Here is a 12,704-nt window from a genome sequence, read left to right as displayed (position 1 = left end):
GGACTGCTTGCCCGACGGCGGATTTCATTTTTGCCGTGCCGGTTTGTTCCGATCCCCATCAGAAGCGAATTGTCCGTAGATCGCCCGCGCCGCCGCCAGATAGGCGACCCGGGGCGCGGGCATCCATCAGGCTGCCTGCCTTCTGCTCTTGCCCTTGGTGGCTGATGTCTTGGCCGTGACGTCTTCGACGATGGTCGCCGCTTTGCCGGTGTCTTCGGCCTTTGCCCGCGCCTTCAGTTTCGCGTCGATAGCGGCATCGCGTTCGGCGATCATGCGACGCTGTCGGGCTAGCAGTTCGCTCAGTAACCAGCCGACTGCGCGCCTGTCGACCTTGATCGGTCGCGGAACCTCGCCCCTTGCCATTGCGTCGTAGAAGGCCGGAACACTGGTGTGTCCGGTGATCCTCATCGCCTCAGTCCGGCGAACTACTACGTCGGCATTGTTCAACTCATCATTCGACTTCTGCATTCCTTTGTGCCCCCTACGCTAAAGTACTTTGAGGAACACGATAGAACTGCCTTGTACGCGAAGATGCACTGCCAGAACTCGGGGAGTTCTGGCAGTAAATGGCCTAACAGATTGTAATTACGAGCAAATGTTTAATCGAGGTCTAGGCGTTCTTTCGACCGGGCCATCATGTCGCGGATCCTTTCCGCGCTGGCTGCCAGTTGCGGGAATTCATCCTCGATGATGATTTCCACCGAGCGATCCTTCATCTCCTCGCTTGCACCATGGTCCTTGACTGCCCACGTCCGGTTCCACTCCTTCCACAGGTTGTAGAACCTGCGCGCATATCTTGCCGCCACCTGCACAGCGTCATCGGGCGGGCGTCCGGGCCGCACCGGCAGGGAGACCGGTTCCTGCCGCATGAAAACCTCAAGCACCAACGCCAAGCAATTTGCGACGTGGTCGTCTATTGGCTCACCTGAGCGCAAGAACTCGATCATCGGCGAAAAGTCGCGTTCATACGTAATGCGATCCAGAGAACACCGATGATTGAATGCTTTCCACGCCGGACCCGGGTTTGGCGGGTCCCGCAGCGTGGAGGTTTCCTCCAAACACTGCTGCATATAGGCGCGCAGAAATTCACCTACCTTACGCCAGTCGTCCGTTGGCGGCAGGTGGTGGTCCCACGGGTTCATCGTACACCACCCTTCAGCGGGATCACCTTGCCGCTACTGTCTGCCCCTGCCGTCGATGCGAGAAAAGTCGCCCATGCCTCCATCAGCTTGCGGCGCTTGTCGATGACGTCGCCGCGCTTGTAGGAGCGTTCCACGACATTGCCGGTCGCATGCGCCAGCGCCACCTCGGCCAGTTCGCCGGGAAACGCCGTGCACTCGCTGACCCAATCACGGAACGCCGAGCGGAAGCCGTGAACGGTGACACCGTCGCCGCCTGCGGTGCGCATGGCGTCGAGCATCGCGATCCTCCGCAATGGCCCACCCCGGCCACCCGTGAAGACCGGCGCTTCCGGCCCTTTCCCCTGTGGCAGGCCGCGCAGCAGTTTGACCGCCGCGTCGGGCAGCGGCACCCGGTGTTCCTTGCCCGCCTTCATGCGCTCCTTCGGGACGATCCACAGGCCGTTGTCGAGGTCTATCTCTGCCCATGTCGCACCGAACGTCTCGCCGCTGCGGGCGGCGGTCAGGATGGTGAATTCCAGCGCCCGGGCGGCGTTGCCGTCCGTGGCCCGCAGGCGCTGCATGAAGACCGGAAGCTCGGCATACGGCATCGCCGCAAGGTTCTCCTTCTCGGCGACCTTGCTGATTTTCGGAAGCAGCTTGTCGAGATGCCCCCGCCAGACTGCCGGATTTTCACCGCTGCGGTGGCCGCTCGACTTCGCCCAGTCGAGTACGAGTTCGATGCGGTTGCGGCAGCGGTCAGCCGTCACGGTCTTTTTCACCCACAGCGGCTGGATCACCTTCATCACGAGGCCGACGTCGATGGCCGCGACGTCGAGGTCGCCGAGCAGCGGAAAGACGTATGTCTCCAAGCTCGTCTCCCATTGCCGCGTGTGCGCGTCGCTCCAGCCCGCCCTGTGCGAGGACATGTAGCCCTCGGCGGCCTGCCTGAACGTCATCCGCGACGCCGCCGACTTGGCGGTGGCGGCCTTCTTGGCTGCCTTTTCGGCGAGTGGATCGATGCCGTCGGCGAGGAGCTGGCGGGCGATGCGGGCGCGTTCACGTGCCTCCTTGAGCGTGAAGGCGTCGACGCTGCCCAAGCCCATGGCGCGGGCCTTGCCGTTGATCGTGTAGCGGAAGATCCACGACTTGGTGATCCGCTTCGCGACCTGCGAAACTTGGAGATACAGGTTGCCGCCATCGGCATAAAGGCCGGGCTCATCGAGCTTGGCCACCTTGGCGGCGGATAGCTTGTTGATCGCTGCCATGGTCAGTTCCCCTGTCCAGCAATCGCTTGCCACAGGCGCGTCCACAGTCCGTTGCCGGCGGTTTCCACTTTCGGCTCGCACCAGTAGCTGACACTGACGCCCGGTTGGCTACGGAACAGCGACGCTGCGGTCTGGCAGTTCTCGCTGTTGTACGCCGCGTCGGAACCGTAGCCGCCGCTCCAATTCTGCACCGCATCGAATGACGCCACATGTATGCGAAGGTCCGGCAGGCCCACACCTGACCGATAAAGCACAAAGGAGCCGGCTGCCGATGCGGCACCGGCTGAGCCTGCCAGCATTGCCACAGCGGCCACGGCGACGAGGATGATCCCGGTGCCTTTCCGGCGTCTGGGTTTTGGTTCTGTGTTATTCAGGAAATCGGTCATTGATGGCTCCTCTCATGAGCTGTCGTTGGCAAGTGCCGACCGGTCGTTACCAGCGTCCGGTCGGTGCGCTTTGGGGGTAGGGGCTGGGGTTCCTACCCACAAGCCTACTCTACGTCCGTTTGCAGAATGTAGGAGAACTTCCAAGAACAATCAAGAGGAGCCGTGTCGATCAGGATCGCCGAAAAGCCCTGCAATACAAGGGGGATTGATGGGGAACGGCTTTGATATTCAAGGGCTTTCTGAGCGTGGTGCTATCGGATGGTCTATCCCGATACCAAGCTCTTCATCGACGTCTTGGAGGACGTGACCGGCAAGGCCTTCAATGCCACGCCCTCCTTCGGAGGCCAGTTGCCGTGCGATCCGCAGCTTGCCGGAGCCTTCCACGGCGCCCACCGCGCGATGGAGGAGGGCGCCGGCGCGCTCGAATCAGAAGAGGGAATGTTCCGCGTGCTTGCGGCTCTTTTCGAACGATACGGCAGCGCGGTTATCGCACCTGTCGATACGAAGGAGCGCAGCGCGGTCGGCCGCGCTCGCGACTACCTCATGGACAATTTCGAGACCGACATCGGACTGGAGGAACTGGCGAAAGTTGCCGGCCTCAGCCGCGCGCATCTGATCCGCGCCTTCCGTCGCGAATATCACATCACGCCACACGCCTTCCTGACGGACAAGCGCGTGCTCGAAGCGCGCAAGCTGCTGCGCGCCGGGAGGGCACCGGCGGACGTGGCATTCGAATGCGGCTTTGCCGATCAGGCCCATTTCACCCGCCACTTCAAGGCGCGCACGGGCGTCACACCCGGCCAGTTCCGCGCCGGCTGACCACGTCGGCAACGGTTCTGCGAAAACTATTCGACTAGGGCCGGTTCGCGGATTTTTTCGGACGGCCGCCCTTGGCGCCGTTCGCGCGACTTGCAGCAGTTTTTGCAGGCGAACGGGATTGTCCGCCGCGGCGCCGAGCGTCCATGAATGCCTTGGTGCCGAATACACCGTTCATGACGCCGGAAATCGTGTAGTCGGCGTCGAGGCTTTCCCAGTGAAGACCGGTCTCTCCGAGAAGTTCGACTTCGGCCAGCTGATCGGCTTTCGCGTCTTCCAATCCTTGAAGAGAACGGGCCGGAAACATGAAGGACGCCCCGTTGGTGAATTCAACGATGATCCGTTCAGACAGGTGGTCAAAGCGCACCGAAGCCGGGATCGGCCTTTCGGCTCGCTCAGCCTCCCAACGCAGCTTTGCCTGCGCAAGTTCTGAATCGGTGACCTCAACCATGATATTTTCTCCAGGTGTCGAGAAACAATTGCCGATTCGTTTCTATGAGATCCACCGCTCTGCGAATGTCTCTATCGGACATCCCGCCTTGGGTGATGACAGTCAGGTCGACGATGTCGATGCGTGCTTCGCCTTCGCCGATAACATGAGCATGAGGCGGCTCGTGATCGGCGGTGTAGATGACGAAACGCATTCCATACTGGCGAAGGACGGTGACCACAGCAAACAATAACCTAACAACTTGGGTTATTCAAGCTACCGATCCGTTTTCGTCGTAGCCATGCGCGGTGGCGAGCACTTTCGTTCAATACGGCCGCCATCGGCTCGCATAGACATCCCCCGTACTCAAGGGAGATTGCCATGCAGCAGCAAAGTCGTCCGGCCGTCGAGTTTCTGGAGGGGACGCGGGCCATCCTGCCGCTCGTCGTCGCTGTCATTCCGATCGGCCTGGTCTTCGGCGCCGTGTCGGTCACGAAGGGCCTCTCCGCGCTGGAGGCGACGCTGATGAGCGCGCTGGTATTCGCGGGAGGTTCGCAGTTCGTCGCGATGGATATCTGGACCCATCCCGCGAGTTGGAGGGCGCTCGCGCTTGCCGCACTTCTCGTGAACGTGCGGCACATGCTCATGGGCGCCTCGATCGCAACGAAGATGACGTCCTTCCGGGGTGTCCGCAAATACGTGGCCATGCTCTTCCTAGCCGACGAGATCTGGGCGGTCGCCGAGTTCAAGGCGGGAAGGTCGAAGCTGACGCCTGTCTGGTTTGCCGGCGTCGCAGCGCCTTTCTATGCAGTGTGGGTCGGCTCCACGCTCGCGGGAGCCCTGCTCGGCGCGTTTCTCGGAGACCCGGTGGTAATCGGTCTCGACTTCGCCTTCCCGGCGGTCTTCGTAGTGCTGGTCATGGGGTTCTGGAAGGGGCGGGAGACCGGCCTGGTACTGATTGCAAGCGGTGCGACGGCCGTGCTCGTCGAGCATTTCGTTCCCGGCGTCTGGTATATCGCCGCAGGCGCGCTCGCCGGTCTTGTGACAGCGCTCTGGTCGGGTAGAGCAAGGATGGTGACGGTATGACGCTCGATCTTCATACCCTTCTTGCCATCCTCGCGATGGCCGCCGCTACCGTGTTCACCCGTCTGAGCGGCCTTGCTCTCATCCGCTATGTCGGCATGGACGAGCGTAGCAAGACGGCGATCGAGGCGATCCCGCCGGCGGTCCTCATGGCCGTGATCGCACCGACCGCTTTTGCAACCGGATGGGCGGAAACGATCGCCTGCCTCCTGACCGCGCTTGCAGCTCGCCGCCTCCCCATGCTCGCTAGCGTGGCGCTCGGCGTTGTGAGCGTGGCGGTGCTGAGAGCGATGGGGCTCTAAGCAATTCCAGGAAAAGTGTGACGCGGTTTTCCGTCGGAATTGCGTAAAAACAAACAGATAGACCGTTTCCGTGTTTCGAAGAAAGACGGAAACGGTCAATTCCAGGAAAAGTGCAGCGCGGTTTTCCGTCCGGAATTGCGTAGAGACAAACACTGGCGCGAGCGTGTCGCGTCAGTGCTCCTCATACTGCGTGAAGGAGGGGTCCGCGAGGTCGGCGAAGCGGGTGAATTCCGCCTGGAAGGCGAGTTTCACGGTGCCGGTAGGTCCGTGACGCTGCTTGGCGATGATGACATCAGCCGTGCCCTTGACCTTGTCCATCAAGATTTCCCATTCGGGATATTTCGGGTCCGCGATGTCGCGCGGCTCGCTGTTCTTAACGTAGTATTCCTCACGGAACACGAACAGCACGACGTCGGCGTCCTGTTCGATCGAGCCCGATTCGCGAAGGTCGGAAAGCTGCGGGCGCTTGTCTTCGCGGCTTTCGACAGCACGCGACAGCTGGGAGAGCGCGATGATCGGGACGTTGAGTTCCTTGCCGAGCGCCTTGAGACCGGTGGTGATCTGGGTGATCTCCTGCACGCGGTTCTCGTTGGACTTGCCCGAACCGGTCATCAGCTGAACGTAGTCGACCACCAGCACATCGAGGCCGCGCTGACGCTTCAGGCGGCGGGCGCGGGCGGAAAGCTGGGCGATCGAGATGCCACCGGTCTGGTCGATATAGAGCGGCACCTTCTGCATCATCATCGAGCAGGCGACGAGCTTCTCGAAGTCGGCATCGTTGATGTCGCCGCGGCGGATCTTCGAGGAGGACACTTCCGTCTGCTCGGAGATGATACGGGTCGCCAGCTGTTCGGACGACATTTCGAGCGAGTAGAAGCCGACGACGCCGCCGTTCTTGGCTTTCATCGAGCCGTCCGACTGCACCTCGCCTTCGTAGGAGGCGGCAATGTTATAGGCGATGTTGGTGGCAAGCGAGGTCTTGCCCATGCCGGGACGTCCCGCCAGCACGATCAAGTCCGACCGCTGCAGGCCGCCCATCTTGCTGTCGAGCGAGTGAATGCCGGTGGAGATGCCCGAGAGGCCGCCGTCACGCTCCTTGGCGACCGCTGCCATGTCGATGGCGAGCGCCACCGCATCGTTGAACGATTGGAAGCCGCCGTCGTAGCGGCCGTTTTCGGCAAGTTCGAACAGCCGCCGTTCGGTATCCTCGATCTGTACCTGCGGCGGCATGTCGAGCGGCGCGTCATAGGCGATGTTGACGACGTCCTCGCCGATGGAGATCAGCGCGCGCCGCAAAGCCAGGTCATAAATGGCGCGGCCGTAGTCCTCGGCGTTGATGATCGAGACGGCCTCGGCTGCCAGGCGCGCCAGATACTGCGCGACCGTCAGGTCACCCACCTTGTCGTCAGCGGGCAGGAAGGTCTTGATCGTCACCGGATTGGCGGTCTTGCCCATGCGGATGATGTCGCCGGCGACCTCGAAGATCTTGCGGTGCAGAGGCTCATAGAGGTGGGCGGGCTTCAGGAAGTCGGAGACACGGTAATAGGCGTCGTTGTTGACGAGAATGGCGCCAAGGAGAGCCTGTTCCGCCTCGATGTTGTTCGGGGCTTCGCGGTAGTGCTGCTCGGCAGCAGCAACCGCCGTGAGCTTTCTTGCGGCGTCGTTCATCGTCTGTCGTCTCTTTCATTTTCGGAATTGCAAAGTCTTGCGACCGGCGGAGCTTGGGGTCAACCATGCCCCTGCGAACCCAGACGGTGCGACGCCATTTCATCGCGGCTATGCACGATGTTCCACTCATCCACAGGGCAGAAACAACGATGAAAAAAAGCGCTTGTCGCTTGAAGGTCACGAATCACCGATACGCGGCCGGACGCGGCGACTGTATCGCAAACGCGGACCGACCGCACGCACGTCGCCAACTTGAGACGCCCTGTTGCGGCGATGAAAAGATACACGGTCAAAATTCGAGATAGACTTCCTCAACCGATTTCGGGTTAAGGTCCAAGTCCGATCCRACGAAATGCGAGCGATGTCCAGAGCCCCAACCAGCCGTGAACTGTTCGACGAGCTTTCCGCCTTCCACAGGAAGCTCAGGGCAAGCTTCGATGCCCTGGTGCGCGAGCGCGGCATGACGCTGGCGCGGGCAAGGGTATTCTTTGCCCTGTCGAAGCGAGATGGCATAAACCAGCGGGAGCTCGCGGACGAACTCGAACTCGAGACGCCGACGCTGGTTCGCATTCTGGATGCGATGGAAGGGCAGAGCTTTATCGAGCGGCGCAGCACCCAGGCGGATCGCCGCGCCAAGCAGATCCACATCACCGAGCCGGGAAGAGTGGTTGCCGCCGAGATCGACGCACTTGCCACGGATGTGCGCGCCTCTATCGTAAAGGATATTTCCGATAAGGAGCTTGCCGTGGCTCTCAAGGTTATCCGCGCCATGGCGGCGAATTTGCAGACGGTGGTCAAGGGATGAGGTAGCGCATGGGCGCGGAGCAAGCTCGGGCCGGGGAGCGTTTGGCACAGGAGCCGGATGACTATTTACCGCCCGAGGAGATGCCTGCCGCCGCGCCGGCCGAGCCGCCACAGCTGCCCATGCCCTGGTGGAAGGTGCTCCTCTACTATTTTAGCGCGCTGCTGTTTGCCCTGACGCAGGGGCTCGGCATGAACCTCGCTTTTGCCAATCTCACCCAGATCCAGGGATCGATAGCCGCGACCACTACCGAAGCCGCGTGGTTGTCGGCCGCCTACATGGCGCCAAACGTCAGCCTTGCGATCGGGCTCGTGAAGATCCGCATGCAATACGGGCTGCGCAATTTTGCCGAAGTCAGCATCATCGGCTTTCTGATTGCTTCGTTGCTCAATCTCTTCGTGTCCGATCTGCAGTCGGCGATCGTCGTCCGTTTCCTGAGCGGGATCGCGGCGGCGCCGCTGTCGACGCTTGCCTTTCTCTACATGTTGGAGGCGATGCCGCCGGCGAAAAAGATGACGATCGGCGTTAGCCTCGCGATGATGAACACGGCGCTTGCGGCCCCGGTCACGCGCCTGGTCTCGCCAACCCTTCTCGATTTCGGCGAATGGCGGGGACTTTATACGCTGGAAATGGCGCTGGTGCTCATGGTGATGCCGATCATCTATCTGCTGCCGCTGACGCCGCCGCCGCGCATGAAAGTGATCGTCGCGGGCGACGTCGCCGTCTATCTGATGATCGCCGTCGGTTTCGGTTGCCTGGCCGTGGTGCTCTCTCTCGGCAGGGTGGATTGGTGGCTGGAAGCGCCCTGGCTCGGCGTGGTGCTCTCGGTCTCGATCGTGTCGCTGGTTTCCGCGACCTTGATAGAACTCAACCGTCGGACGCCGCTGATCGACGTCCACTGGCTGCTGACCTGGCCGAATATCCACCTGACGGGCATTCTGCTCGTCTTCCGCCTGATCGTCGCAACCCAGTCTTACGTGGTGATGAGTTACTATCAGAGCGCGGCGGGGCTGCTCTATGATCAGCTCGCGACGCTTTACTGGATCATCCTCGTCTTCTCCATCGCCGGCGGGCTTGCCTGCGCGGCGCTGATGAACCGAGGGTATACCTGGCAAATCCACATGGCGGCGCTCGTCATGATGGCGGCGAGTGCGTTCATGGACAGCAACCTGACAAGCATGACGCGCCCGGAACAGATGTATCTGAGCCAGGCGCTGATGGCGGCGGGTGCCGGCCTGTTCCTGCCGCCCTCCATGGCCGATGGCCTGAAGGCGGCGTCCGCCAAGGGGCCGCACTACCTCGTCACCTTTTTCGTGATCTTCCTCTTTACCCAGAGCATCGGCGGACTGATGGGCTCGGCCTTCTTCGGCACGCTGATCATCATCCGCGAAAAATTCCATTCGGCCGCCCTCGTCGAACACGTCCTGCTGACGGATCCCGCCGTGGCGCAGCGCGTGACCCAGTTCGCGGCAACCTATGGCAAGGTGATCGGCGACAGCGCGATCCTGAAGGCGGAGGGGCTGGCGCTGCTCGGCGCCAGGATCACGCGCGAGGCCAACGCGCTTGCCTATGGCGACGCATTCTTTGTCGCCGGCGTTATCGCGCTGCTGGCGCTGGCAGGGCAGACGCTGCATCTCGTCGTCATTGCGTTAAAGTCTCACCTTTCCATCCACGCGGCTGCCGTGGCCCCAACCCTTAAGGAATGAATTCGCTCCATGTCGAGGCTCACTCGTTCCCCGATCGAAATCATCGCGATCATCGCCGGCATCGCTGGTGTCATGCTGGTGCTCTATGCCTGGCGTCTGCCGCCTTTTAGAACCTCCGTCGAAACCACCGAGGATGCCTATGTGCAAGGCTATGTGACGATGCTCAGCCCACAGGTGAGCGGCTATGTGACGCAAGTGCTCGTGAAGGATTACCAGGAGGTGATGACGGGGCAGGTGCTGGTTCGGATCGATGATCGAACCTACACGCAGCGCCTGGCGCAGGCGCAGGCCAGTCTCGCCGCGCAACGGGCCGCGCTTGCCAATTCGCACCAGCAGGAAGCGGCCGCCGAGGCCGGTATCGCCTCCAGCCAGGCGCAGATCGACAGCGCAGAAGCTGCGCTCAAGCACGCGCAACTCAACTGGGACCGCGTCAGCGAACTGGTGAAGAAGGGCGTCTCGACGGCGGCGGATTCGGAAGCCGCGCAAGCCACGCTTGACCAGGCAAAAGCCGCCGTCAATCAGGCGCAGGCAGCGCTCGAGGTTTCCCGGCAGAACCTGCAGACGATCGTGGTCAACCGCGGCTCGCTGGAGGCTGCCGTCAGCGGGGCGGAGGCAGCGGTCAAACTCGCCGAGATCGATCTGCAGTACGCGACGATCACCGCTCCTGCCGACGGACGCGTCGGCGTGGTAGGCGTGCGCGTCGGGCAATATGTGACGCCCGGTTCGCAACTGCTGGCCGTCGTCCCGCGAGACGTCTGGGTGATTGCAAACTTCAAGGAAACCCAACTCGACGGCATGAAGGTGGGGCAGCCCGTTTCGATCACGGTGGATGCGTTTTCGCACCAGCGCTTGTCCGGCCATATCGAAAGCTTCTCGCCGGCCGCCGGCTCCGAATTCGCCGTTATCAAGCCCGATAACGCCACCGGCAACTTCACCAAGATCGCCCAGCGCGTCGGTGTGCGCATAGCCTTCGACGAAGGCCAGCCGCTAACGGCTGCGTTGACGCCGGGGCTTTCCGTGGTGGTGTCGGTGGACAAAAGCTCCCAGCCGCGGCTTGCCGCCGCGCTCGGCGGCTGACGGCGGACAAAGAAAAAGCCCAGGCCTTGCGGCCCGGGCTCATCATGTCCGGCAGAAGCCAGAAGCGATCAAGCTTCGTCTTCGTCCTGATGGTCGGCTTCCGGATCGAAGAAATCTTCCGGACGCAGTGCATCTTCGTCAATGCCGTAGATGGCGTCGGCGGAGGTGAGGGTTTCGCCCTTAGTCTGGCGCTCGGCTTCTTCGGCCGAACGGGCAACGTTGAGTTCGACCGAGATTTCGACTTCGGCGTGAAGCGCGATGACGACCTTGTGCATGCCGATGGCCTTGATCGGCGTGTTCAGGTGAACCTGGTTGCGGCCGACGTTGAAGCCTTCGGCTGCCAGGATTTCGGCGACGTCGCGGGCTGCGACCGAGCCGTAAAGCTGACCGGTCTCGCCGGCCGAACGTACGACGGTGAAGGACTTGCCGTCGAGCACGTCGGCAACCTTCTGCGCTTCGCTCTTGCGCTCGAGGTTACGGGCTTCGAGCGTCGAGCGCTCGGCTTCGAAACGGGTACGGTTTGCGGCGTTGGCGCGCAGCGCCTTGCCGAGCGGCAGCAGGTAGTTACGAGCAAAGCCGTCGCGGACCTTGACCACTTCGCCCATCTGGCCGAGCTTGGAAATACGTTCCAGAAGAATGACTTGCATCTTCGTCTTCCTTTCTTGTCTTAAAGTTTCGTGTTGGGGTTATCAGAGGCATTCGCATCCTTGTGCGGGGTAAGCGCGATCGCTTTGCGCGTGTCGGACAAGCCGAGGACAAGGATGAACAGGGCTGGCAGGACCATGGTCGCCGCCAGGTAGCAGAGGATCAGCGCCGGCATGCGCCACTCCTTGCCCCGCGTGCGAAAGTGCAGCGAGGCAAATCCGGCGACGAGGAAGCCGGCACCGAAAGCGCCGAGCACCGTTGCGCCGATCAGGGCAGGAATGCCGCCTAGAAAGCAGGCGACGAGACCGGCCAGGAATGCGAAGATCGCATTTCGGTTCATCCGCAGCGCCGACGGCATGTCTTCGCGGGGACGATGGTTGCGCCCGGACGCCGTGACAATACGGGTCGCCAGATAGTAGGCGGCAAACAGCATAACCACCCAGAGCGCCGCCTGCATTGCCGGAAGCAACAGCACCACCAGCGACTTCGTCTGCACGGTCGCCGCAGGATCGGGCACGAAGGTCGGCTCCTGCTGCTTGAGCGCCGTGATCAGCGCTTCGACCATGCGGTCCGTCAGGTCAGGGCCGTAGCCGATCATGACGCCGACGGCGATGACCGCGACGGTCACAAGCGCGCAAAGCTGCAGCAGTATATCCGAAAGCGGATACCAGGCGACGAGGTTGTCCGGCCCGCCGAGCTCCGAGGCCGGGCGGCCGAGATTGGCGAGGTGGCTGAGCCAGCCCGCCGGCGCCAGCGTCACCAGCGTCATGATGAGCGCGAAGGAGGGCGACACCGCGACGGCGCCGAGCACGAAGGCGGTAACGACCGCGACGATCGCGGCCATAATGCCCCAGCCGAGGCCGGCAATCAGGATCGGAAGCGCCGAGGCGGCGTAAAGTACGGCGCTGAAAGACGGCTGCGCGTTCGCACCCAGCACCAGCAGGGTAGCGGTCACGCCGGCAAGCCCGCCGGTCAGCAGCAATCTCGAATTCGGTCGTTTCACGGCGCTGTCCTGCTTGTTCAAGCAGTTAGAGGAGCTTTGGGATTAAAATCCGCAAGGACCTCAACATGGGGTTTAGGGTTTCCGATCCGCGCCCATCGCGAAAGGGAGACATCCCCCGGTCCGGGACCGGGGGATGTGCATTCGATTACGATACGACGTAGGGCAGCAGGCCGAGGAAGCGGGCGCGCTTGATCGCCTGGGCGAGTTCGCGCTGCTTCTTCTGGGAAACGGCCGTGATGCGGGACGGAACGATCTTGCCGCGCTCGGAAATGTAGCGCTGCAGGAGGCGAACGTCCTTGTAGTCGATCCGCGGTGCGTTTGCGCCCGAGAAGGGGCAGGTCTTGCGGCGGCGATGGAACGGACGGCGGACCGGTGCGGAAGAAACTTCAGACATTTCTCA

General features: G+C 62.1%; 15 protein-coding genes and 1 pseudogene. 6 read left to right on the top strand and 10 right to left on the bottom strand.

The window, feature by feature from the left end; genetic code table 11:
* Nucleotides 1–126: 126 nt before the first annotated feature.
* The 4 genes from AB4048_RS12510 to AB4048_RS12495 all read right to left on the bottom strand — a co-directional run bounded on the left by AB4048_RS12510 (nucleotide 127) and on the right by AB4048_RS12495 (nucleotide 2,772).
* The gene (locus tag AB4048_RS12510) at nucleotides 127–468 is read right to left on the bottom strand and encodes a helix-turn-helix transcriptional regulator (protein WP_442202284.1); all 342 of its coding nucleotides are present in this window, start codon (nucleotides 466–468) and stop codon (nucleotides 127–129) included.
* 131 nt (nucleotides 469–599) lie between these two features.
* Nucleotides 600–1,142, bottom strand: a complete 543-nt coding sequence (locus AB4048_RS12505) for a hypothetical protein (protein WP_442202283.1) — start codon at nucleotides 1,140–1,142, stop codon at nucleotides 600–602.
* A complete protein-coding gene (locus AB4048_RS12500; protein WP_442202282.1) occupies nucleotides 1,139–2,386 on the bottom strand; it encodes a tyrosine-type recombinase/integrase in 1,248 nt (415 codons plus the stop codon). Before AB4048_RS12500 ends, AB4048_RS12505 begins: the two co-directional genes overlap by 4 nt.
* Before the next feature lie 2 nt (nucleotides 2,387–2,388).
* Nucleotides 2,389–2,772: a hypothetical protein gene (locus tag AB4048_RS12495; RefSeq protein WP_442202281.1), complete on the bottom strand. Its 384-nt coding sequence runs from the start codon at nucleotides 2,770–2,772 to the stop codon at nucleotides 2,389–2,391.
* A 252-nt stretch (nucleotides 2,773–3,024) separates the two neighbouring features.
* Between AB4048_RS12495 and AB4048_RS12490 the strand changes: the two are divergent.
* Nucleotides 3,025–3,591, top strand: a pseudogene (locus AB4048_RS12490) (helix-turn-helix transcriptional regulator); the annotation flags it as partial.
* Nucleotides 3,592–3,625: 34 nt separating this feature from the next.
* Here the strand turns inward: AB4048_RS12490 and AB4048_RS12485 are convergent.
* Nucleotides 3,626–4,039: a DUF2442 domain-containing protein gene (locus AB4048_RS12485; RefSeq protein ID WP_442202280.1), complete on the bottom strand. Its 414-nt coding sequence runs from the start codon at nucleotides 4,037–4,039 to the stop codon at nucleotides 3,626–3,628.
* On the bottom strand, nucleotides 4,032–4,232 hold the full coding sequence (locus AB4048_RS12480; RefSeq protein WP_442202279.1) for a DUF4160 domain-containing protein: 201 nt from the start codon (nucleotides 4,230–4,232) through the stop codon (nucleotides 4,032–4,034). Before AB4048_RS12480 ends, AB4048_RS12485 begins: the two co-directional genes overlap by 8 nt.
* Nucleotides 4,233–4,399: 167 nt before the next feature.
* On the opposite strand from AB4048_RS12480, the gene AB4048_RS12475 reads away from it, so the two are divergent.
* Entirely contained in the window at nucleotides 4,400–5,104 is a 705-nt protein-coding gene (locus AB4048_RS12475; protein ID WP_442202278.1) for an AzlC family ABC transporter permease, read from the top strand.
* Nucleotides 5,101–5,403, top strand: a complete 303-nt coding sequence (locus tag AB4048_RS12470) for an AzlD family protein (RefSeq protein ID WP_442202277.1) — start codon at nucleotides 5,101–5,103, stop codon at nucleotides 5,401–5,403. The genes AB4048_RS12475 and AB4048_RS12470 overlap by 4 nt, the downstream gene beginning before the upstream one ends.
* 171 nt (nucleotides 5,404–5,574) lie before the next feature.
* Here the strand turns inward: AB4048_RS12470 and AB4048_RS12465 are convergent, their stop codons facing one another.
* A complete protein-coding gene (locus tag AB4048_RS12465; protein ID WP_442202276.1) occupies nucleotides 5,575–7,071 on the bottom strand; it encodes a replicative DNA helicase in 1,497 nt (498 codons plus the stop codon).
* 361 nt (nucleotides 7,072–7,432) lie between these two features.
* On the opposite strand from AB4048_RS12465, the gene AB4048_RS12460 reads away from it, so the two are divergent.
* From AB4048_RS12460 to AB4048_RS12450, 3 genes are all read left to right on the top strand, one after another.
* Nucleotides 7,433–7,876 (top strand): MarR family winged helix-turn-helix transcriptional regulator, encoded by a 444-nt coding sequence (locus AB4048_RS12460; protein ID WP_442202275.1) that lies wholly within the window; start codon nucleotides 7,433–7,435, stop codon nucleotides 7,874–7,876.
* 119 nt (nucleotides 7,877–7,995) lie between these two features.
* Nucleotides 7,996–9,579, top strand: a complete 1,584-nt coding sequence (locus AB4048_RS12455) for an MFS transporter (RefSeq protein ID WP_442202340.1) — start codon at nucleotides 7,996–7,998, stop codon at nucleotides 9,577–9,579.
* A 9-nt stretch (nucleotides 9,580–9,588) separates the two neighbouring features.
* On the top strand, nucleotides 9,589–10,656 hold the full coding sequence (locus AB4048_RS12450) for an HlyD family secretion protein (RefSeq protein WP_442202274.1): 1,068 nt from the start codon (nucleotides 9,589–9,591) through the stop codon (nucleotides 10,654–10,656).
* Between the two features lie 68 nt (nucleotides 10,657–10,724).
* On the opposite strand, the gene rplI is transcribed toward AB4048_RS12450, so the two are convergent.
* The 3 genes from rplI to rpsR all read right to left on the bottom strand — a co-directional run bounded on the left by rplI (nucleotide 10,725) and on the right by rpsR (nucleotide 12,698).
* Nucleotides 10,725–11,303, bottom strand: a complete 579-nt coding sequence (rplI, locus tag AB4048_RS12445; RefSeq protein WP_442202273.1) for a 50S ribosomal protein L9 — start codon at nucleotides 11,301–11,303, stop codon at nucleotides 10,725–10,727.
* A gap of 20 nt (nucleotides 11,304–11,323) precedes the next feature.
* Nucleotides 11,324–12,304, bottom strand: a complete 981-nt coding sequence (locus AB4048_RS12440; protein WP_442202272.1) for a DUF2232 domain-containing protein — start codon at nucleotides 12,302–12,304, stop codon at nucleotides 11,324–11,326.
* Between the two features lie 145 nt (nucleotides 12,305–12,449).
* Nucleotides 12,450–12,698, bottom strand: coding sequence for a 30S ribosomal protein S18 (rpsR, locus tag AB4048_RS12435; protein WP_442202271.1), 249 nt, complete (start codon nucleotides 12,696–12,698; stop codon nucleotides 12,450–12,452).
* Nucleotides 12,699–12,704 lie beyond the last annotated feature (6 nt).

Origin of the sequence: Rhizobium sp. RAF56 (assembly GCF_052113965.1) — a bacterium.
Taxonomy (GTDB): Bacteria; Pseudomonadota; Alphaproteobacteria; order Rhizobiales; family Rhizobiaceae; genus Rhizobium.
Note: the sequence above shows the minus strand (reverse complement) of the source record. Positions and strands in the feature narration are given on the sequence as shown.

Bases quoted from the DNA above. Each gene is read 5' to 3' on its own strand.
- AB4048_RS12510 (WP_442202284.1), bottom strand. From the start codon at position 468: ATGCAGAAGTCGAATGATGAGTTGAACAATGCCGACGTAGTAGTTCGC.
- AB4048_RS12505 (WP_442202283.1), bottom strand. From the start codon at position 1,142: ATGAACCCGTGGGACCACCACCTGCCGCCAACGGACGACTGGCGTAAG.
- AB4048_RS12500 (WP_442202282.1), bottom strand. From the start codon at position 2,386: ATGGCAGCGATCAACAAGCTATCCGCCGCCAAGGTGGCCAAGCTCGAT.
- AB4048_RS12495 (WP_442202281.1), bottom strand. From the start codon at position 2,772: ATGACCGATTTCCTGAATAACACAGAACCAAAACCCAGACGCCGGAAA.
- AB4048_RS12485 (WP_442202280.1), bottom strand. From the start codon at position 4,039: ATGGTTGAGGTCACCGATTCAGAACTTGCGCAGGCAAAGCTGCGTTGG.
- AB4048_RS12480 (WP_442202279.1), bottom strand. From the start codon at position 4,232: ATGCGTTTCGTCATCTACACCGCCGATCACGAGCCGCCTCATGCTCAT.
- AB4048_RS12475 (WP_442202278.1), top strand. From the start codon at position 4,400: ATGCAGCAGCAAAGTCGTCCGGCCGTCGAGTTTCTGGAGGGGACGCGG.
- AB4048_RS12470 (WP_442202277.1), top strand. From the start codon at position 5,101: ATGACGCTCGATCTTCATACCCTTCTTGCCATCCTCGCGATGGCCGCC.
- AB4048_RS12465 (WP_442202276.1), bottom strand. From the start codon at position 7,071: ATGAACGACGCCGCAAGAAAGCTCACGGCGGTTGCTGCTGCCGAGCAG.
- AB4048_RS12460 (WP_442202275.1), top strand. From the start codon at position 7,433: ATGTCCAGAGCCCCAACCAGCCGTGAACTGTTCGACGAGCTTTCCGCC.
- AB4048_RS12455 (WP_442202340.1), top strand. From the start codon at position 7,996: ATGCCCTGGTGGAAGGTGCTCCTCTACTATTTTAGCGCGCTGCTGTTT.
- AB4048_RS12450 (WP_442202274.1), top strand. From the start codon at position 9,589: ATGTCGAGGCTCACTCGTTCCCCGATCGAAATCATCGCGATCATCGCC.
- rplI (WP_442202273.1), bottom strand. From the start codon at position 11,303: ATGCAAGTCATTCTTCTGGAACGTATTTCCAAGCTCGGCCAGATGGGC.
- rpsR (WP_442202271.1), bottom strand. From the start codon at position 12,698: ATGTCTGAAGTTTCTTCCGCACCGGTCCGCCGTCCGTTCCATCGCCGC.